Source organism: Citrobacter sp. RHB21-C05 (assembly GCF_013889015.1).
GTDB lineage: Bacteria > Pseudomonadota > Gammaproteobacteria > Enterobacterales > Enterobacteriaceae > Citrobacter_A > Citrobacter_A sedlakii.
The window spans coordinates 2,424,915-2,444,415 of record NZ_CP057611.1; the positions used below are offsets into that span (position 1 = coordinate 2,424,915).

General features: G+C 54.0%; 14 protein-coding genes and 2 pseudogenes. 5 read left to right on the plus strand and 11 right to left on the minus strand.

The window, feature by feature from the left end; all coding sequences use genetic code 11:
* Positions 1 to 79: 79 nt before the first annotated feature.
* Positions 80 to 589: pseudogene (locus HVX72_RS11640) on the minus strand (DNA primase); the annotation flags it as partial.
* Positions 590 to 644: 55 nt separating this feature from the next.
* Here HVX72_RS11640 and HVX72_RS11645 point away from each other — a divergent pair.
* Positions 645 to 974 (plus strand): SymE family type I addiction module toxin, encoded by a 330-nt coding sequence (locus tag HVX72_RS11645; protein ID WP_181821412.1) that lies wholly within the window; start codon positions 645 to 647, stop codon positions 972 to 974.
* A gap of 44 nt (positions 975 to 1,018) precedes the next feature.
* On the opposite strand, the gene HVX72_RS11650 is transcribed toward HVX72_RS11645, so the two are convergent.
* From HVX72_RS11650 to HVX72_RS11665, 4 genes and pseudogenes are all read right to left on the minus strand, one after another.
* Positions 1,019 to 1,336 carry a hypothetical protein gene (locus HVX72_RS11650; protein ID WP_249418863.1) on the minus strand — a complete coding sequence of 106 codons (318 nt, stop codon included), beginning with the start codon at positions 1,334 to 1,336 and terminating at the stop codon, positions 1,019 to 1,021.
* A complete protein-coding gene (locus tag HVX72_RS11655; RefSeq protein WP_249418864.1) occupies positions 1,329 to 5,714 on the minus strand; it encodes a PAAR-like domain-containing protein in 4,386 nt (1,461 codons plus the stop codon). Before HVX72_RS11655 ends, HVX72_RS11650 begins: the two co-directional genes overlap by 8 nt.
* 642 nt (positions 5,715 to 6,356) lie before the next feature.
* Positions 6,357 to 8,725, minus strand: a pseudogene (locus HVX72_RS11660) (glycoside hydrolase family 3 N-terminal domain-containing protein).
* A 6-nt stretch (positions 8,726 to 8,731) separates the two neighbouring features.
* Entirely contained in the window at positions 8,732 to 8,950 is a 219-nt protein-coding gene (locus HVX72_RS11665; protein WP_181823313.1) for a hypothetical protein, read from the minus strand.
* 291 nt (positions 8,951 to 9,241) lie between these two features.
* Here HVX72_RS11665 and aroD point away from each other — a divergent pair, with 291 nt between their 5' ends.
* Positions 9,242 to 10,000 (plus strand): type I 3-dehydroquinate dehydratase, encoded by a 759-nt coding sequence (gene aroD, locus HVX72_RS11670; RefSeq protein ID WP_181821414.1) that lies wholly within the window; start codon positions 9,242 to 9,244, stop codon positions 9,998 to 10,000.
* Between the two features lie 51 nt (positions 10,001 to 10,051).
* On the opposite strand, the gene ppsA is transcribed toward aroD, so the two are convergent.
* Positions 10,052 to 12,430, minus strand: coding sequence for a phosphoenolpyruvate synthase (ppsA, locus tag HVX72_RS11675; protein ID WP_181821415.1), 2,379 nt, complete (start codon positions 12,428 to 12,430; stop codon positions 10,052 to 10,054).
* Between the two features lie 335 nt (positions 12,431 to 12,765).
* On the opposite strand from ppsA, the gene ppsR reads away from it, so the two are divergent.
* The 3 genes from ppsR to hemP all read left to right on the plus strand — a co-directional run bounded on the left by ppsR (position 12,766) and on the right by hemP (position 15,132).
* Entirely contained in the window at positions 12,766 to 13,599 is an 834-nt protein-coding gene (ppsR, locus tag HVX72_RS11680; RefSeq protein WP_042287427.1) for a posphoenolpyruvate synthetase regulatory kinase/phosphorylase PpsR, read from the plus strand.
* A 155-nt stretch (positions 13,600 to 13,754) separates the two neighbouring features.
* Positions 13,755 to 14,801: a 3-deoxy-7-phosphoheptulonate synthase AroH gene (gene aroH, locus HVX72_RS11685; protein ID WP_042287430.1), complete on the plus strand. Its 1,047-nt coding sequence runs from the start codon at positions 13,755 to 13,757 to the stop codon at positions 14,799 to 14,801.
* A 139-nt stretch (positions 14,802 to 14,940) separates the two neighbouring features.
* On the plus strand, positions 14,941 to 15,132 hold the full coding sequence (gene hemP / locus HVX72_RS11690) for a hemin uptake protein HemP (protein WP_042287433.1): 192 nt from the start codon (positions 14,941 to 14,943) through the stop codon (positions 15,130 to 15,132).
* A 44-nt stretch (positions 15,133 to 15,176) separates the two neighbouring features.
* On the opposite strand, the gene selO is transcribed toward hemP, so the two are convergent.
* The 5 genes from selO to HVX72_RS11715 all read right to left on the minus strand — a co-directional run bounded on the left by selO (position 15,177) and on the right by HVX72_RS11715 (position 19,461).
* Positions 15,177 to 16,619: a protein adenylyltransferase SelO gene (selO, locus tag HVX72_RS11695; RefSeq protein ID WP_181821416.1), complete on the minus strand. Its 1,443-nt coding sequence runs from the start codon at positions 16,617 to 16,619 to the stop codon at positions 15,177 to 15,179.
* Positions 16,620 to 16,680: 61 nt separating this feature from the next.
* Entirely contained in the window at positions 16,681 to 17,394 is a 714-nt protein-coding gene (locus tag HVX72_RS11700; RefSeq protein WP_181821417.1) for an EAL domain-containing protein, read from the minus strand.
* Positions 17,395 to 17,617: 223 nt separating this feature from the next.
* Positions 17,618 to 18,082, minus strand: a complete 465-nt coding sequence (locus tag HVX72_RS11705; RefSeq protein ID WP_042287438.1) for an NlpC/P60 family protein — start codon at positions 18,080 to 18,082, stop codon at positions 17,618 to 17,620.
* Between the two features lie 78 nt (positions 18,083 to 18,160).
* Positions 18,161 to 18,910: a vitamin B12 ABC transporter ATP-binding protein BtuD gene (gene btuD, locus HVX72_RS11710; protein WP_181821418.1), complete on the minus strand. Its 750-nt coding sequence runs from the start codon at positions 18,908 to 18,910 to the stop codon at positions 18,161 to 18,163.
* Positions 18,910 to 19,461 carry a glutathione peroxidase gene (locus HVX72_RS11715; RefSeq protein WP_181821419.1) on the minus strand — a complete coding sequence of 184 codons (552 nt, stop codon included), beginning with the start codon at positions 19,459 to 19,461 and terminating at the stop codon, positions 18,910 to 18,912. Before HVX72_RS11715 ends, btuD begins: the two co-directional genes overlap by 1 nt.
* Between the last annotated feature and the right edge of the window lie 40 nt (positions 19,462 to 19,501).

Below are 19,501 nucleotides of genomic sequence, written 5' to 3' on the forward strand. Positions count from 1 at the left end.
CAGACTTAGCCCCGACATGGGGCAGACTTAACCCCGACTTGCGCCTTTACAGGCCAGACTTGCGTAAGTCATACCCGCTTTACGGGCTGTCCCGGATCGCGTTGCCATGACGCTCATTATGACTACGATGAACCGTTTTCTTTTTCTGCCGGAACAGTGCTTTTTCATCTACCCCGACTTGCGGGGTGGTAACGCCAGTAACGGCGCGGCTTGCAGCCTGTTTTTCCGGGTCAGACTTAGCCCCGACATGGGGCAGACTTAACCCCGACTTGCCCGCCGCTGAACCAGACTTGCGTGAGTCATACATCACCTTTTCGCCCGGTTCGATCAGGCCGCACAGGTGCGCTCCGTCGCCGCTGCCGTCCCATAACAGTTCGTACTGCAACAGGTGGCCGCGACTGCCGCCGTGGATCAGCAGGTATTCCATCTCGCTTAACCGCTGGCAGTGCAGCTTGAGCTGGCTGTCGCTCCAGTTGGTAAAGTCGCGGATCTCCCGCCGCGTGAAGCGCACCTCACCGGGTTTGCAGTTATGCGCCGCCGCCGTTTCGTTCACCATCGTTTGTATCAACAGCAACAGCTTGCGCGTCTGCGCGTAACGTTGCGCCGCGTGGATCGCTTCCGTCTGCTATTCGAGGTAGTTAATCATGGCTGAACACGATATTACGCCAGAAGTCACCATTTCCAAAACCCAGCGCTGTCTTAAAGTCGGCTATGTTGGTATTTCCCACACCAACCGTAAAACCAAAGTCCCTACCGGATATTCGCGTAGTCCCAGCCTGCACCTTAAGGGCGACTGGCTGGCAGAAGCGGGATTTGAGACCGGGCGCGGCGTGACCGTGAAGATTTCGCAGGGGTGTATTGTGCTGATGGCGGACGGTAACGAGGTGCAGGCGCTGCGCGAGCAGCTTTATCAGGCTAAACAGGTGGTTAAGGGAATTAAAGACGGAATGTTTAGTGTACTGAACGAGAGTTAAATAGCAAAAAGCCGGGAAAATATATACTTTCCCGGCTAGTAAAACTAAGTAAACATATTAATATCGTCAAGTGCATCCTCGGCTCTTGATGATATTACCTCACTTGAATCTTTCATTTTTTCTTTTAGAAATGGAATAACCACATCTTTATTTATCCGTCCATTTACCCTTGCTATATGACCTAAACAAGTTAAAGATAATCCGCTAATATCTTCATCAGGATTATTTGCCATTCTCATGAACTGCTCTTCAGCCCATTCAACATCATTTATATTATGAGCTATGTAAAGCAGTGTATCTGCGACTTTCTCTGGTTCACCAGAATTAAGCAACTCCACTAAATGTAACTTATCTTTAGCCACCACAAACCTTTCCTTTTCTTGTAGTTTTACCAGACTTGATCAAAGCAGATTGTTGCTTGTTATCTAAGGCATCCCAATCACGTACATGCCCATGATATTCATCTACATGATCTGATAAAGAACGAGTTTTATCTAATACAACAATTTCATTGTTGGAAATATCGACACCAACGCGCCTTGGTGATGTTGGTTTTACTTGAATGGAATTATCTAATGCAGCCTGACCATTTATTGGTGCTCGGCTTTTTACTGAATTATCAGTTGCACCATGATAAGGAGCATCTTTATATACATTAACCTTATCCCCACTTAAACCCAGCGGATCAATATAACTTAATGGATTAGGCGCATATTGATAAAGGTTTATTCCACCTTCTAAACCTATAGGATCCGCACACAGATACTGCCCTGTCCCGCAATCATAGTACCGGAACCGGTTATAATACAACCCCGATTCTTCATCCTCATACTGCCCCGGAAAACGTAACCGGCAGGCGGGGGCTTCTTCCCTGTTCCGGCCTTCCTCCCGCCCCCACAGCTGCTGCTCTCCCCGCCAGACAAGGGTGCCGTCTTCGGTCAGCAGTTCCTGAATACGCCCGGTGATATCCGTGATGACATAGTGCAGTTGCCCTTTCTCATAACGCGCCAGCGGGGTGAAGCTGCCCGGCTCGTAAATCCAGCGAATGGCATTTTCATCTTCCGGTTTGCCATCAGTACCAACAGGAATTTCTTCCGTTAGCTGGTCGCCGTTCCAGTGAAAATCCATACCGGGCTTGTCCCGGTTAGTGCAGCGCTTGCTGATGCGCCTGCCGGACGGGTCGTATTTGTACTCCCAGCGTTCGCCTTCCGGGGTTTCCAGTCCGGTAAGCTGGCTCCGGGCATCCCAGCGGTAGCGCCACGTGAGCGGACGCCAGCCGCCTTTATCGACCAGCTTCTCCACCAGACGGCCGTTAACGTCGTATCTCCAGGTGGTCTGTTCATTTCGGATGACTCTGACAAAGTTGCCTTCTTCCGGCATCCCGCTGTCCGGGTTAATATGGAAGGCTGAATGCCGCCAGGCTTTGTACTCCCGTGACGTCACCCGGCCATGCCGCTGGCGCTGGTGTGTCTCACTCTCCGTCACCTCATTCACCCGGGTCTGGCGGCGGGTGATATTGAGGTTCCGGTCATAAGTGAAACGCTCTTCCCGCATGGGGATGTCACTGCCGCCGGTCCGGGTGACGTGGCTTATCTGGCCGTTTGCCGTCAGGCTGTTGACCATCGTCCCCCGCTGGGAATCGGCAATCATTGTCAGGTTGCAGGCTTTGTCATACAGCCACTGGCGGTGCAGAGTGTTGTTGCGCCGGTAGTGCGGGCTCTGTTCTGTGAGGTCGCCGGCCTGCTGCTCAGCCAGCATGCCGGTGGGGGTGTGGCGCTGGCGGAGGCTGAACCCGGCTTCACTCTGCCGGGATATCTCCTGACCGCACAGGTCGTGCTCCAGGGTCAGCGGCGCATGGTCGGCTATCTGCCATGAGGTCAGTTCCCCCGTCAGCCCACGGCTGAAATGCTCTGTAATGCCCGCAGTGGTGCGCTGCGAGACCGTATCCTGTACGGCATCGTACTGGTACTCTGTTCGCCTGCCGTTAAGGGTTTCGGCGGTGAGCCTCCCGGCACCGTCGTATTCAAAGGTCACGGTGGCGTCGTTATTCCGCGCTTCCACCAGACGGCACAGCGCGTCATAGATGAATGTCGTGCGGCTGAGTACCCGCTCGCTGTCGCCCTTCGTTACCTCCTCGCTCGTCACCTGGTCGGTGACGCTGTACTGGCGGTTAAGGTGTGTGCCGTCCGGGAAGGTGGTACGGATGCAGCGCCCGGCCGCATCGTATGTATAGGTCAGCGTGCGCCCGGTAAAGTCGGTTTCGGCGATAAGCTGACCGGCTGTGTCATAGGTCAGGCGGTAATGCTCACCTCCGGCGTTGGTGATTTCAGCCAGGCGGGTGAGTTTGTCGTAGCGGCACTCCAGCCGTTCTCCGTCCGGGCGGACAACAGCGGTCAGCAGGTCAAATGCGCCATATTCATAGCGGGTGGTTTTGCCTTCGCCATCGGTGAAGCTCTCCGGCAGCTTCTCGCTGTTCTGGCGCATCAGTTCGCGCACGCCGTCCGGACGGTGAATTTCCTCCACGCTGCCCTGAGGCCCGGCATGGTTTTTACTGTGACGGAACTGCGTGGTGAAGCCCAGCGGGTCTTTCACGCTGAGCAGGCGTCCCAGCATATCCTGCTCTGTCTGCGTGATGCCGCCATCGGGGGCAGTGGTTTCCCGCACCCGGTGCAACGCATCATAATCCCACTGCCAGGTGGCGCCGCCCGGCATAATCTGCCGGAGTAAATCACCCTGTTCACTGTAGCTGAAGTGCTGCTGACGCCCCTGCGGGTCGGTCAGGCAGACCATGCCGCCTTTATCGTCGTAACCCCACTGCCAGACCTGATTACCCGGCGCGGTCAGCCGGGTGAGCTGGCCGTGTTCGTTGTAGCCGTAATACAGACTGTAGCCGCCCGGCAGGGCAATCTGGCGGATATCGACTTCGTCGTTGTACTGGTATTCCGTGGTGCGCCCCAGCGCATCGGTGCGGGACTGAAGGCGGGCATTGTCCCGGACGGTGATTTCTTCGCGGCCCAGCGGGTCAAGGCTGCGGGTAACGAGGCCATCCCCGTTGTACCAGTAACGGGTTTCGCCGCCTTCGGCGTCAATGTAGGTGGTGCAGTGTTCTTCATCGTTATAGATAAAGCGGTCGTTATAATATCCTTCCGGGGTGGAACCCTCCATCACTCTCCCGGCGCCATCATAACGGTAGCTGACCTGTGTTTTGTCCGTGTCCCGCCAGCGGGTCATAAACCCCTGCGGAGAGTATTCATGCCACAGGTGGGTGAACTGGAAGGTATCGCACTCTGCAAGGTAGCCGTTATCATCATACTGGCAGGTCACCAGGCGCTGATTCTGCGGAGCGACCAGGTTAATGCTCATGAGCTGCTGTTGCTGCCAGTCGAGTGAGAGCCTGTAGCCGTCGCTGTGGTGGATTTCAGTCAGCTGCCCGTTCGTGCGGTGAAAATCAATCCGGTTGCCGTGGCGGTCGTGGATAGCCGATAACCACCAGACGCCATTCCCTGAAGGAGAGAAAACAAACGTCTGCTGCGAGCGACGATCGAGGACGGTAAGTTCACTGCTCAGGTTGCCGGAAAGCCGGTAAGCCATCTGGCGGGAATTTACTGTACTCTGAAAAATACCGTCCTGCGGAACGGGATAACTGAGGACCACGCCTTCATGGTCGGTAAAATACAGCTTATCGCCCTGCAACGTCAGTGACCGGGACCAGTCATCTGACCATTTTTCGCCGAACAACCCTTTTCTTTTTGTCCGTGAGCGGTAAAACCGTGACAGGCCAAGAGGCACAGACCCTGGGATGTACAGGACATTAAGCTGCTGGATCAGGCTACCGGATACCACATCAACCGGATCGCTACAGCACGTCAGAAAACTGCTGTCAAATTCTTCTCCCTGTCCGGGTTTGATTTTTTCCCTTCCTTTAATGATTGCCCCATCCATATCCATGCCGCCAGCGGCTCTCAGTGAAAAAGCCGCAAACGCGCTCTGTACGGCAGTCATCAGCCCCTGGTTTTCCGGTGTGTTCATGGCATTAAAGGTGTCGAACGCCTCTCCGCCAATCTGCTCTGCCATATTCTGCGCAGCTTCCGGCATGGTGTTGTAACGTGCTGAAGCAATGAGCATTGCGCCGATAGCCTGGCTGTTCATCACACCATCCCGGGTATGGTCGGTAAAGAAATCAGTAACTGATTTCTTTACGGCCTGCGCCGTTTCAGCCATGAACTGCGCCTCAAGCCGCCGTGACTCAGCGTCACGTTCATACGCACGGGTCAGCGTGTCCATAAACGTCTGCTCTTCCGCAGTTTCAGGCCTGATTGCCGGGTCTGCCTCTTTTGCCGTTACATTGGTTGCGGGTGGCTGACCGGTAATGATGCCGGTGGTGTTTCTGGCATTCATCCAGAACTTATCGAAGTGACGCAGAACGGGTTTGCCACCGACTCTGAAGGTGGTGCTGTGTTCCAGTGGTTCGCAGATATCACCCACCGTACCGCTTTTTATCCCCCCGGCCACGCCCGGCGCATCGCCCTTTGTAAGGGGAACGAAACTTTGATTCAGGACCAGCACCGGACAACCGTTGACTTTTACCGATGAAACAGTCAGCACGGCATCACCGAGGCTGGCAGTGACCGGATACGGCACCGGCGGCAGGGCGGGACCGACAGGGGTTTTACAGACATCCGGCGTCAGGCTGACCACCATCCACTGTCCGTCCTGACGGGCGATATAATTTTTCGCCATTATGATGCTCCTGCAATGTGGACTGTCCGAAAGAATACTTGCTACAAATAAAAACAACGTTGGTTATAATTTTTGGATCGTTGTTATTGCGAAAAAGTATTCTTTAACACACCAAATCTATTTTATATTCAGCGCATAAATAAGTGATGTTATTAATAATATCGTTTTACCGCCTCTGCGGCAGCGTGACGATATCTTCATATGCCGCCAGGCAAACACCTTTTAATCGAAAAATAAAATCACAACTAAATATTTAAAAATCAAGAAGTTATATAAATACACATTTAAAAACAACCCAACCCAGAAAAACCATTTAAAATTGTTTTTAATCTAAAATTTATGCGCAAGATCAAATTAAATTCGGTGTAATTATTTTTAACGCGCATTTTGAGAAAATGCACCCATATATATATTAATTAATGCTAGAAGAAGAGCCATTCGATTTATTACATGAATATATTGACTTGATAAAAGATGCTTAAAATCACATCAGTTACTTCAAAGGAAATTGTGATAGGAACATCGAGAAATAATATTAAAACGGCAATTTTGAAGTATCTACAGACTGCTAAAATATAAGCTGTACTTTCAAACTGCCGTTTTATCATTGCTCACGCTTCGTTACGGTGAATGGTTAACCGTTTATACACAGCTCACTTCACACCGGCTCAGCATCCGCCAGTTCTCTGGCATGACTCGCGTTTCGCCCGAGACGTTCACCGTCGCGCTTTCCCAGATCCTGGCGGAGGAATTGCCGATCATCAGCTCAAACTCGCCTGGCTCGACCACACGTTTGCCGTCCCTGCGGGTAAAATTGAGCATATCGACAGGCACATAAAAGGTTAGCGTCGCCCGTGCGCCAGCATCCAGCTCTACGCGCTGAAAGGCTTTCAGTTCTTTTATCGGCCTGACCATGGAAGCCACTTTGTCGCGAACGTAGAGTTGTATCACCTCGCTTCCCCTGCGTATCCCATCGTTGCTTACAGTGACCGCAATCGCAATTTCGCCATCCATTCCCACCGCCGGGGTCAACAGAGTGACGGCTTCACTGGAAAACTCGCCCCAGCCCTTACCATAGCCAAAGGGATAGCGGGAACCAAAATGAAAGGCAAACGGTGTTCCGCTACTTTTCAATTTGTGATTGTAATAATATGGCATAGCGCCCGCGCTTTTCGGCACGCTCACCACCAGTCTTCCCTGTGGTTCAGCGCGTCCGGTCAACACGTCGGCGATGGCCCACCCTCCTTCCTGACCCGGCGCCCAGGCCATTAGCAATGCAGCGATCTTATCCTCCAGCCCCTGCAGGTTGTAAGGTCTGCCACCGGTCATCACGACCACCACGGGTTTTCCGGTCGCCACCAGCGCCTCGAGCAACAGCTGCTGAACACCGGGCAGAGTAAGACTATCAGTATCGGACCCTTCACCTACCGTGCCGCTCTGAAACAGGCCAGCCAGATCGCCAACGCAGGCAATCACCACTTCACTCCGTTGGGCCGCGCTCACTGCGTCTGGAATAAGGGACGTGTCGAACGAAACGGGCGAGGCCTGCATTGGCTTACCGCTGCTGTCGCCCGGAAATACGGGGGCGCCTGCCAGCCGTTTTTCAATGATATGACACCCTTTGGCATACAGCACAGCGTCTTCACCGTAATAGCAACGCAGCGCGGCAAGGGGTGTGGTCACCTGCGCGGTCTTATCCATCTCATCGCTAATGATCAGATGCACCGGGAAGCTGTAGCCGCTGAGCAACGCCAGCGGGTCGTCTGCCGTTGGGCCCACTACCGCAATTCGCGGCTGCCCCTGCAACGGCAGGATGCCGTTATTTTCCAGCAGGGTCAGCGAACGGGTTGCCACTTCCCGGGCAATCTGGCGCGTCCCCGCGGACTGTAACGCAAGCGCCGTTTCATCAGCATAAGGCTGTTCAAACAGGCCCAGGCGGAATTTTTCTGTCAGAATGCGCGAAACGATTTCATCAATTTTCGCCATACCGATCAGTCCCCGTTCAACCGCCTCCGCCAGATGGCGGGCGCAGTCGTCTTTTGGCAGCTCCACATCCAGTCCGGCATTAAAGGCCAGCGCCGCCGATTCCGCCGCATCGTGAGAAACGCCATGATGCTGATGCAATAAACTTACGCCGCCATAATCCGCCACGATAATGCCGTCAAATCCCCATTGCTCACGTAGCAGCGTGGTAAGCAAAAAAGCGTCGCTGTGTCCGGGTTGATTATCAATGTCATGTAGGCGGGCATCACAGAGCCTGCATTGGTCAGCTTCACGGCCATTTCGAAGGGAAGCAGGAACGTATCGTTCAGTTCACAGAAGCCCAAATGTACCGGCGCATGGTTACGGGCCCCTTCGCTGAAGGAGTGACCGACATAATGCTTCAGGGTGGCTAACAGATCGCGCTTTTCGCCCTGTAACCCTGCGACATACGCGCAGCCCATAACGCCAACCAGCCAGGGATCTTCGCCAAAAGTCTCTTCGGTTCTTCCCCACCGCACATCGCGTGAAACATCCAGAACCGGCGCCAGTCCTTGTCGGCAGCCGGTCGCGCGCGCTTCAAGGCCGATCTGCCGGGCCGCGCGCCTCACCAGTTCGGGATCCCACGTCGATCCGTAATTGAGCGACGAAGGAAACAGTGTGGCGCCCTTACACAGCAATCCAACCAGACACTCTTCATGAAACAACGCCGGAATACCCAGCCGCGTTTCTTCTACAAGCATTTTCTGTAAGCGGTTTGCGGCGCGTACCCCCGTTTTCGCGTCAACAATATGCGTACCCAGTGGACGCGTTATCTGCCCGACGCCGATCTTCAGTCGCTCATTCAACGCCGCCTGTTTACTCACGCCGGCAAACTCATCGCTCATATCGCTACGCTCCTGATGATGGCCCTCCTCCGACAGCACCAGCCAGTAAGCGTGCATCTGGGCAAATTTTTCTTCCGGCGTCATACGTCCCAGCAGGTCGGCGACACGCGCCTGTACCGGGCGATTTGCATCCTTATAGATCATCCTGGTTTACTCCTGTATCGCGTTATTCAGAGCGGGAGAGGACAGACTCTCCCCTGCGTTGTTGAGGTCGCGCTTCCGCGCCAGTTCACGCGCAATGCGATCGGCGGTTTGGCTGTTGAGTTTGTAAAATAGCAGTAACAGCGCCATCCCCAGGAGCGCACTGGCCATATCGCCAAGACCGTAACCGATTTTATCGCGGGCAGAGAGAACAGAGGTTATTGTCATTGTTGTGCCTTAATGTCAGAAAATACCCCATTAACCAGGAATATCATTAACACTGCCGAACACGTTGCAGAATTCAGTATTGGAGGGAGAAGAAAAGGTCACAATTGCGGAAATAAACAGCGTTATTACGTTATTTGGTTAATGTGAGCTGCCGCACTACAGCGCCGAAAGCGCGACGCTTTCTTCCTTTTTCCTTCGCGATAGCGAATAATCATTAGCGCCTTTATCGCACGACGGGCGAAGGGGCTGTGGCCTGGCGGATCGGGTTCCGTAATTGATAAAAGGTATTTAATGAAAACCGTAACCGTAAAAAACCTTGTGATTGGCGAAGGAATGCCAAAAATTATCGTGTCGCTGATGGGCAAAGATATCGACAGCGTGCGTTCCGAGGCGCAGGCCTATCGCGACGCGCAGTTTGATATCCTTGAGTGGCGCGCCGACCATTTTACAGCCATCACCGAAAAAAACGCGGTTCTTGACGCGCTCAGCGCTATCCGTGACGCGCTTCCTGACACGCCGCTGCTGTGTACCTTCCGCAGCGCGCAAGAAGGCGGTGAGCAGGCGATCTCTACCGAAGCGTATGTCGCACTGAACCAGACTTTCATAGACAGTGGGCGCGTGGATATGATTGACGTGGAACTGTTCACTGGCGATGCCCAGGTACAACGCCTGGTCACCCATGCCCATGCGCGAGATATACGGGTGGTGATGTCTAATCATGATTTTAATAAGACGCCCGCCGCTGAAGAGATTATCCAGCGTTTACGCAAAATGCAGGCGCTGGACGCCGACATTGCCAAAATCGCCGTGATGCCGCAAAGCACGCGGGATGTGTTGACACTGCTCAGTGCGACGCTGGAGATGCACGAACGCTATGCAGATCGGCCTTTGATTACGATGTCGATGGCAAAAGACGGTGTGATTTCACGTCTGGCGGGAGAAACGTTTGGATCCGCCGCGACGTTTGGCGCGGTGAAAAAAGCCTCGGCACCGGGGCAGATTTCGGTGCATGACCTGCGCACCGCGTTAACCATTTTGCACAATGCCTGAGCAGACATTGCGCCTGTTACGGATGGCGGCGAACCGCCATCCGACTTCCGTTTACTTCTTCAGTTCGGCCAGACTCAGCCAGGTCTGAACGACGGTGTCCGGGTTCAGCGACAGGCTGTCTATCCCTTCTTCCATCAGCCAGGCGGCAAAGTCCTCATGGTCGGACGGTCCCTGACCGCAAATGCCGACGTATTTACCCTGCTTCTTCGCTGCGCGAATCGCCATCGACAGCAGTGCTTTCACCGCGTCGTTACGCTCATCAAACAGCTCAGACACCACCCCGGAGTCACGATCCAGACCCAGCGCCAGCTGCGTCATATCGTTTGAACCGATGGAGAAGCCGTCAAAGTATTGCAGGAACTGCTCTGCCAACAGGGCGTTGGAAGGGATCTCGCACATCATGATGATCTTAAGCCCGTTCTCGCCGCGCTTCAGTCCCTGACGTTCCAGCTCCTCCACTACCGCTTTCGCCTGTTCAACGGTCCGGACGAACGGAATCATGATCTCAACGTTGGTCAATCCCATGTCGTTACGTACGCGTTTCACCGCTTCACATTCCAGCGCGAAGCAGTCACGGAAACTATCCGACACGTAACGGCCTGCGCCGCGGAAGCCCAGCATCGGGTTCTCTTCATCCGGCTCATAGCGCTCGCCGCCGACCAGGTTCGCGTATTCGTTAGACTTAAAGTCCGACAGGCGCACGATGACGCGCTTCGGATAAAACGCCGCCCCCAGCGTGGCGATGCCTTCCGTCAGGCGGCCCACGTAGAATTCACGCGGGGAATCGAAGCCCTTCATCATCCCGCGGATTTCGTTCTGAAGCGCGGGGTCCTGATCGTCAAACTCCAGCAACGCGCGGGGATGCACGCCAATCATGCGGTTAATGATAAATTCCAGACGCGCAAGGCCAACGCCTTCGTTGGGCAGGCAAGCGAAGTCAAAGGCGCGATCCGGGTTACCCACGTTCATCATCACCTTCAGCGGCAGATCCGGCATCGTATCGACGCTGGAACTTTTCACGCTGAAGTCGAGCAAATCAGCATACACATAGCCGGTGTCGCCTTCAGCACAGGAAACAGTCACCTTTTCATCATCCTTCATGCGCTCGGTAGCATCACCGCAGCCAACGACCGCCGGGATCCCCAGTTCGCGGGCAATGATCGCCGCGTGACAGGTTCGACCGCCGCGGTTGGTAACAATAGCCGCGGCTTTTTTCATGATCGGTTCCCAGTCCGGGTCGGTCATGTCGGTGACCAGCACGTCGCCGGGCTGGATGCGGTTCATCTCACTGATGTCATGGATGACTTTCACTGTACCCGCACCGATGCGATGACCAATGGCGCGGCCTTCGGCGATGATTTTGCCCTGCGCGTGAAGCGTGTAGCGCTCCATCACCTGACCGCGGGAGCGTACAGTTTCCGGGCGCGCCTGTACGATAAACAGCTTGCCGGTGTGACCGTCTTTCGCCCACTCGATGTCCATCGGACGACCATAGTGTTTCTCGATCTGCACCGCCTGCTTCGCCAGTTCCTGTACTTCCTCATTCGTCAGAGAGAAAACGTCACGCTGTTCCTGCGGCACATCCTCGATAGTGACCTGCTTGCCATGCTCCTGAGTCGGCGCATAGATCATGCGAATTTTTTTCGAGCCCATGGTACGGCGCACAATCGCCGGGCGGTTTGCCGCCAGCGTCGGTTTATGCACGTAGAATTCATCCGGGTTCACCGCGCCCTGCACCACCATCTCGCCAAGCCCCCAGGCGGAAGTGATGAACACCACCTGATCGAATCCGGATTCAGTATCAATGGAGAACATTACCCCGGACGAAGCGAGATCGGAACGCACCATGCGCTGAACGCCCGCAGAGAGCGCCACGCCACGGTGGTCATACCCCTGATGAACGCGATATGAAATTGCGCGATCGTTAAACAGCGAAGCAAAGACGTGCTTCACCGCCACCAGTACCGCATCAAAGCCCTGGACGTTGAGGAAGGTTTCCTGCTGGCCGGCAAACGAGGCGTCCGGCATATCTTCCGCCGTCGCCGAGGAGCGCACGGCAAAAGAAGCCTGGTCGTCATCCGCAGAAAGCTGTGCGTAAGCGTCGCGGATGGCGTTTTCCAGCTCTGGCTGGAAAGGAGTGTCGATAATCCACTGGCGGATCTGCGTACCTGCCTTCGCCAGCGCGGAGACATCATCAATATCCGTTTTATCCAGCAGTTCATAAATGCGCTGGTTTACACCGCTTTGGTCGAGAAACTGATTAAACGCATCGGCGGTTGTGGCAAAACCATTCGGCACGGAAACACCCATACCGGAAAGGTTAGTAATCATTTCACCCAGGGAGGCATTTTTGCCCCCAACTCTGTCTACATCATTCATGCCGAGTTGGTTATACCAAAGCACCAGCGGTGACGAGCCATTGTTGGACATCGAACAATCCTTTTGTGATAAATGAACGAGTATAGGAAACGCTTAACTGCATATTTATCTTTGCATACTTAACCGGATGAAAAAAACGGTGAATCGTTCAAGCAAATATATTTTTTATTTTTTCGGACAGTTTACCCGTTTGCGCAAACCCGCGTACGACATGGGATCTCCACAGAAATTGTCGGTATAAACATCCGTTCCATAAAATGAAATGCGCTTTTCATAAAATATAAAAATAGCATTTCATTTTATAATTCGGGCGCAATTTCCTACGCTTTAGGATAATTTTAATTTATGCTTTCAGAGAATTATCGCTGCTATTCAGGAAGGACAAAATGGATAATGCTGTAGATCGTCATGTCTTTTATATATCCGATGGAACGGCGATCACCGCCGAAGTGTTAGGCCATGCGGTGATGTCACAATTCCCGGTCACGATTAGCAGCATTACGCTGCCGTTTGTTGAAAATGAAAGCCGCGCTCGCGCGGTGAAAGATCAAATCGACGCGATTTTCCAGCAAACGGGCGTGCGGCCACTGGTGTTTTATTCCATCGTATTACCCGAAATTCGCGCCATCATTCTGCAAAGTGAAGGCTTTTGCCAGGACATTGTGCAGGCGCTGGTTGCGCCGCTACAGCAGGAGATGAAGCTCGATCCCACGCCGATTGCCCATCGTACTCATGGGCTGAATCCTGGCAACCTGAACAAGTACGACGCGCGCATCGCGGCGATTGATTACACCCTCGCCCACGATGACGGTATTTCGTTGCGCAACCTCGATCAGGCACAGGTGATTCTGCTCGGCGTCTCCCGCTGCGGTAAAACGCCGACGAGTCTTTATCTGGCGATGCAGTTCGGTATCCGCGCGGCAAACTACCCCTTTATTGCTGACGATATGGATAATCTGATGTTGCCCGCATCGCTGAAACCCCTTCAGCATAAGCTGTTCGGCCTGACGATTGAGCCTGAGCGTCTGGCGGCGATTCGCGAAGAGCGCCGTGAGAACAGCCGCTATGCCTCACTGCGCCAGTGCCGCATGGAGGTTGCCGAAGTGGAAGCCCTTTACCGTAAGAACCACATCCCCTGCCTGAACAGTACCAACTACTCGGTAGAAGAAATTGCCACCAAGATCCTTGATATTATGGGGCTGAATCGCCGCATGTACTAATAAACTAGTTCACTGGTTTTGTTTTTTTGCTATGATGCCGTTCTGCTTGCGGGGTGTGACACACCTCGCACTTGAATTCGGCAGAGATTGGTTTAAGGTTGTGCCCATCACTTCCCGGCCCCTGCCGTAGAAGCACTCCATTTCTGAGAAAAGTCATGAACAGAACCGATGAACTGCGTACCGCGCGGATAGACAGTCTGGTAACGCCCGCTGAACTTGCGCACCGGCATCCCGTTTCCGCCGCCGTCGCCCGTCACGTTACCGACGCCCGCCGCCGGATTGAAAAAATTTTGAATGGCGAAGATCGCCGCCTGCTGGCCATTGTCGGTCCCTGCTCGATCCACGATCTTGACGCCGCCATGGAATATGCCACCCGCTTGCAGACGTTGCGTGACAAGCATCAGGCGCGTCTGGAAATCGTCATGCGCACCTATTTTGAAAAACCACGCACCGTCGTGGGCTGGAAGGGCCTGATTTCCGATCCCGACCTCAACGGCAGCTACCGTGTGAATCACGGCCTTGAGCTGGCGCGCAAGCTGCTGCTCCAGGTGAATGAGCTGGGCGTCCCCACCGCCACGGAATTTCTGGATATGGTGACCGGACAATTTATTGCCGACCTGATTAGCTGGGGGGCGATCGGCGCGCGAACCACAGAAAGCCAGATCCACCGCGAGATGGCCTCGGCGCTCTCCTGCCCGGTGGGCTTTAAAAATGGCACTGACGGCAATACGCGGATCGCGGTGGACGCTATTCGCGCCTCCCGCGCCAGCCATATGTTCCTGTCACCGGATAAAACCGGTCAGATGACCATTTATCAGACCAGCGGCAACCCGTACGGCCATATCATCATGCGTGGCGGGAAGAAGCCGAACTATCACGCGGACGATATCGCCGCCGCCTGCGATACGCTACATGAATTCGACCTGCCCGAACATCTGGTCGTCGATTTCAGCCACGGTAACTGTCAGAAACAGCATCGTCGTCAATTGGACGTTTGCGATGATGTTTGCCAACAGATTCGTAATGGCTCTACGGCCATCGCCGGGATTATGGCGGAAAGTTTCTTGCGTGAAGGCACGCAAAAAATCGTCAGCGGACAGCCGCTGGTTTACGGTCAGTCAATTACCGATCCCTGCCTCAACTGGGAAGATACCGAACGGCTGCTCGATAAACTCGCCTCGGCGGTAGACAGCCGCTTCTGACCCCCCCTTGCCCATTCCCCCCGGAATGGGCGCTTGCTCGCATTTTTTCGCTCCTCCCCTGATTTATCACTTGTCGTCGTCGGGTATATTATTGATAATAATAATCATTGTTACATTAATTATTATTAATTCACGCGCAATGTCATCTATGGATACCTTTGACTCTTCTCACCCTAAGGAAAGAGAAAGCATCACCCCTTCTCACACGCCGCTTCGCAAAATCAGTAGCCAGAACCTGCTGGGAGAAGACGGTAAAGTTATCATTGATCATAATGGACAAGAGTACTTGCTGCGCAAAACGCAGGCGGGGAAATTATTACTGACCAAGTAATGGCAAACGCCCGACACGTTTTGCGTATACGGGCGATTTAACCGTTAGCTGGAACAACTGATCTCCAGTCGCCGTCCCCAGTCTGGCGGGCGGTGGGTATAGTCGTCGTTACGGTCGTTGAAAGGATGGCGCAGTACGTCATGTAAACGATGCAGTTCGTCCATCTCCCCCTTTTCTGCCGCGTCGATGGCCCGCTGCGCGAGCCAGTTACGCAACACGACAGCGGGATTCACGCTCTGCATCGACGCCTGGCGGGTGGCATCATCTACGCCGTCTAGTTGCAGACGTGTTCGGTAACGCGTGTACCAGGCGTCGAACGCGTCACGATCGATAAACTCATCGCGCAGCGGTGAAGCGGCACTCCGCTGTTCGGTGACGCTTAACATACGGAACGTTCGGCTGTAATCGCTTTTTTCACGCGCCATCAGTCCAAACAACGCATTCAACAGCTCGTTATCTTCTTTCTGTTCACTCAAAAAGCCGAGCTTCTGACGCATCCGCTGACCATAGCGCGTTAACAATGCCTGCTGATAGGTATCCAGCGCCTCATTCAGCGCATCAACGTGAATAAACGGCGACAGGCTCTGGGCGAGGCGCTGGAGGTTCCACAGACCCACCGCAGGCTGATTGTCAAAGCGGTAACGCCCCTGGTGATCGGAATGGTTACAGATAAACCCCGGGTCGTAATCATCCAGAAAACCGAACGGACCATAATCCATCGTCAGTCCCAGAATCGACATGTTATCGGTATTCATCACACCATGCGCAAAGCCTACTGTTTGCCAGTCGGCGATAAGCGTCGCGGTACAGCTCACCACATCCCGGAACCAAAGGACATATTTGTCGTTCTCGTCACGCAGATGCGGCCAATAATGGCGAATGGCGAAGTCGGCAAGTTGCTGAACCTTTTCTGGCTCACGGCGATAATAAAAATGTTCAAAATGGCCGAAGCGCATATGACTTTGCGCCACACGTACCAGCATTGCGCCAGCTTCCACCGTCTCGCGATAAACCGGTGTGTCGCTGGTGACGATGGTGAGCGCCCGGGTAGTTGGAATGCCCAAATAGTGCATCGCTTCGCTGGCGAGGCTTTCACGAATGGTTGAGCGCAGCACTGCACGCCCGTCGCCCATACGTGAATACGGCGTCAGGCCCGCCCCCTTAAGATGCCAGTCCACGGTGCTGCCATCGGCGAGTAACTGTTCGCCAAGCAGAATGCCACGCCCGTCGCCGAGCTGCCCGGCCCATACGCCGAACTGATGGCCACTGTACACCTGCGCCAGCGGCGACATACCCGGCAGCAACGTCTCGCCCCCCCATACGCCTGCGGGACGGTCGGTACTGAACAGCGCAGCAGGAATATTCAGCTGTTGGGCCAGGGCGTCGTTATGCCATATCAGCCGGGAATGGGTCAGCGGCGTCGGAGAAAGTGCGGTATACGTTGCCGGCAATTCATCATGCCAGCGGGCTGTAAAAGACAGGGTCATAGGGCCTCCTGTCTGTAGTGTAGTCGGTTAACGCCATCCTAAACACCAGCAAACCGAGGGGTTATCCCTGAATTAAGCGGGTCACCTGATCCGCCGTGACGGCAGGCCACAGCGCGCCCTGCATCCCACCGAAACCAAAAGGCGTGATGCGTGTCAGCAGTTCCTCGCTATCGATCCCGGCTATCAACAAAGAGTCGCAATAAGGCGAAATTTGCGTCACTATTGCCCGCATAAAGGGGTCGAATGAAAGGCTCATTGCGCGTCGCTGCACAAAACCACGGTCGAGGGCGACACGTTTAAATAATCCCTCAAATATGGCTTTCGTCGAACTCTCCCCGGCGCCAAAGTTGGCAAGTACCAGGGGGAAACGTTCGGCCAGGGCGGCAAGCGCCGGATCCGCTTTCCCTGCCGCGAGTGCGGGAAAACTTTCATTAAGGGTGAGTTCAATAAATGAAAAACGTTTGATGGCCTGCAACCGTGACGTATTGATTAATAATAACGGTACGATTGCCGGGGTGATATTAATCCATGCGATCAGTTTATGCTGAATAAAAAAGTGTTGGCAGGTTTCCAGTAGCGCCAGTTTTTCTGCAAATAACTGGCACTGTTCGTCAGGCGAAAGTCGCGGTAATACCAGTTCTGTCGGAAAGCGCACCTTGCCGTCATCGCTGCCAAAGTTCGCGGTCACTTCCAGACCGATAAGTTTTCGTTGTACATTTCGGGCGGGGAGAAAATAAAGTTCAGAATGATAAATATTATCCAGCGTGACGTCCATCAGGTCCGCCCCTCAGTCAGGGAGTGATACGGCAACCTGATACAAAGGACGTGAACGCACGTCTTTTCTGCTGCTAACGGGGAAACGTTCATCATGTCCTTTTTACCCGGAATCCGGTTCCTTTGTATTCGGCTAGCGATATTATATACGCTAATTCAGTTTTATTCTTTTTTCTGTAATAACCGGAGAGTATACCGTTAATGACAGCCAGGCATTAACGACGTCAGATTCGTCGCGCTTGCCAAAAGTTTTTTCGCCAATAGACATTATCCAACGATGATCGCATCACGCCACGGCTGGTGGAAGCATGAATAAACTGACCGTCGGTATCATAAATACCCACATGCAACCCGCTGTCCCCTGAACCGGTTTTAAAAAAGACGAGGTCGCCTGGCAGCAGGTCGTCTTTATCAATTTTGGTGCCAATTTTGGCCTGTTGCCGCGTATCGCGCGGCAGTTGTAACGCGAATTGATCGCGCATCGTCATGAGGACAAATCCGGAACAATCGACGCCGCGACGGCTCATCCCGCCATAACGATACGGCGTACCGCGCCACGTCCGAAGCTGATCGTTTAGCCCGGCTATCACGGTAATGGAGTCTGAAAGCCGGGCGTTTGGCGGCGGCGCCCGGTGGCTACTGCATCCTGCCAGAACCAGTGCTGTAAAAAGAAGAAACCAGAAACGCATTCAGGACGAATCCTCTGTTTTTTTATTCTTGTACCAATTTAGCGGGTATTTGCCCCGTTTTTCAAGACGCCGTGTCGTTTACGTCGTGGAAATAAGCATTCGGTGGCCCTCAATGTCCAGACGGCGGAAATTCAGACCGTAAGCGCGCGCCAAATTCGCCGGGGTCATGACCTCATCGCGCGGTCCGCTGGCGAGCAGTTTCCCTCCCTTAAGCAACCAGGCTCGATGCGCATGACGCAGCGTATGATTGAGATCGTGGCTGCTCATCACAATAGCGATGCCCTGCGCGCACAGGGCGCTCAGAATACGATCCAGCGCATTCTGCTGCGCGACGTCAAGACTGTTCATGGGCTCGTCCAGCAGCAGCAATTGTCCCTGCGGATTGGTTTCCGGGGCAATTTGCAGGATAACCGCGGCCAGACGTACGCGCTGCCATTCCCCGCCCGAAAGCTGATTCGCATTCCGTCCGAGCTTATCTTCCAGCCCCAGCGACGCCGCCACCTGATGAAGCTGATGAGTATACGATTTGTCAGCCTGATGCAGCGTCAGAAAATGCCATACCGGCATTGCAAAAGGAGGATTCTGCTGCTGCGCCAGATATGCCCGATGGCGCGCCAGCCTGTTCGCGGGCCAGGACGCCAGCGCTTCGCCGCCAAAGTTGATATGACCTGAGCCGGTGGTAAGTCCCGCCATACGCGCCAGCAACGTACTTTTTCCGGCGCCATTTGGCCCCACAAGGTGAAGGATCTCCCCGGCGCGAACTTCCGCACTCAGTGGGCCAAGCCGGGTGGTGTCGGCGACATCCTGTAGCTGCATCAGTGAAGACATTATTTTGCCAGTGCGATTTTGATACTTTCCATTACGATAGGATCTTCAGGCGTCATATCAGGTGAAAAACGCTGGACCACCTTTCCGTCCCTGCCCACGAGAAATTTTTCGAAATTCCATAAAATATCGTCCGGATAAAGCGGCGCGCGTCCTTTGCTTGCCATGCGCTCATAGAAGCCGCTGTTTTCCGGGGCCACTGCGGTTGGCGCAGCGGCAATCAGTTTCTGGTACAGGGGATGCCGCCCTTCTCCGTTAACCTCAATTTTACTGAACATCGGAAACGTCACGCCCCATGTCGCGGCACACCAGGTTTTGATCTCTTGTTCGCTGCCTGGCTCTTGGCCGAGAAACTGATTGCACGGGAATCCCAGCACCAGAACCCCCCGGTCAGCCCAGGCTTTCTGAATATTCTCCAGTTGCTCGTACTGCGGCGTCAGCCCGCATTTAGAGGCCACGTTGACCACCAGCAACACATTACCGGCATATTTCTCCAACGAGATAACGTCCCCATCAATCGTCGTGACTTCAGTATTCAGAATCGAGTCTTGCATAGCGTCTCCAGAAAGTGAGTGATTTCAATGCCAGCTTTTA

Excerpts from the sequence above, each read along its gene's own strand:
- HVX72_RS11645 (WP_181821412.1), top strand. The coding sequence starts at position 645 with ATGGCTGAACACGATATTACGCCAGAAGTCACCATTTCCAAAACCCAG.
- HVX72_RS11655 (WP_249418864.1), bottom strand. The coding sequence starts at position 5,714 with ATGGCGAAAAATTATATCGCCCGTCAGGACGGACAGTGGATGGTGGTC.
- HVX72_RS11665 (WP_181823313.1), bottom strand. The coding sequence starts at position 8,950 with ATGACAATAACCTCTGTTCTCTCTGCCCGCGATAAAATCGGTTACGGT.
- aroD (WP_181821414.1), top strand. The coding sequence starts at position 9,242 with ATGAAAACCGTAACCGTAAAAAACCTTGTGATTGGCGAAGGAATGCCA.
- ppsA (WP_181821415.1), bottom strand. The coding sequence starts at position 12,430 with ATGTCCAACAATGGCTCGTCACCGCTGGTGCTTTGGTATAACCAACTC.
- ppsR (WP_042287427.1), top strand. The coding sequence starts at position 12,766 with ATGGATAATGCTGTAGATCGTCATGTCTTTTATATATCCGATGGAACG.
- aroH (WP_042287430.1), top strand. The coding sequence starts at position 13,755 with ATGAACAGAACCGATGAACTGCGTACCGCGCGGATAGACAGTCTGGTA.
- hemP (WP_042287433.1), top strand. The coding sequence starts at position 14,941 with ATGTCATCTATGGATACCTTTGACTCTTCTCACCCTAAGGAAAGAGAA.
- selO (WP_181821416.1), bottom strand. The coding sequence starts at position 16,619 with ATGACCCTGTCTTTTACAGCCCGCTGGCATGATGAATTGCCGGCAACG.
- HVX72_RS11700 (WP_181821417.1), bottom strand. The coding sequence starts at position 17,394 with ATGGACGTCACGCTGGATAATATTTATCATTCTGAACTTTATTTTCTC.
- HVX72_RS11705 (WP_042287438.1), bottom strand. The coding sequence starts at position 18,082 with ATGCGTTTCTGGTTTCTTCTTTTTACAGCACTGGTTCTGGCAGGATGC.
- btuD (WP_181821418.1), bottom strand. The coding sequence starts at position 18,910 with ATGTCTTCACTGATGCAGCTACAGGATGTCGCCGACACCACCCGGCTT.
- HVX72_RS11715 (WP_181821419.1), bottom strand. The coding sequence starts at position 19,461 with ATGCAAGACTCGATTCTGAATACTGAAGTCACGACGATTGATGGGGAC.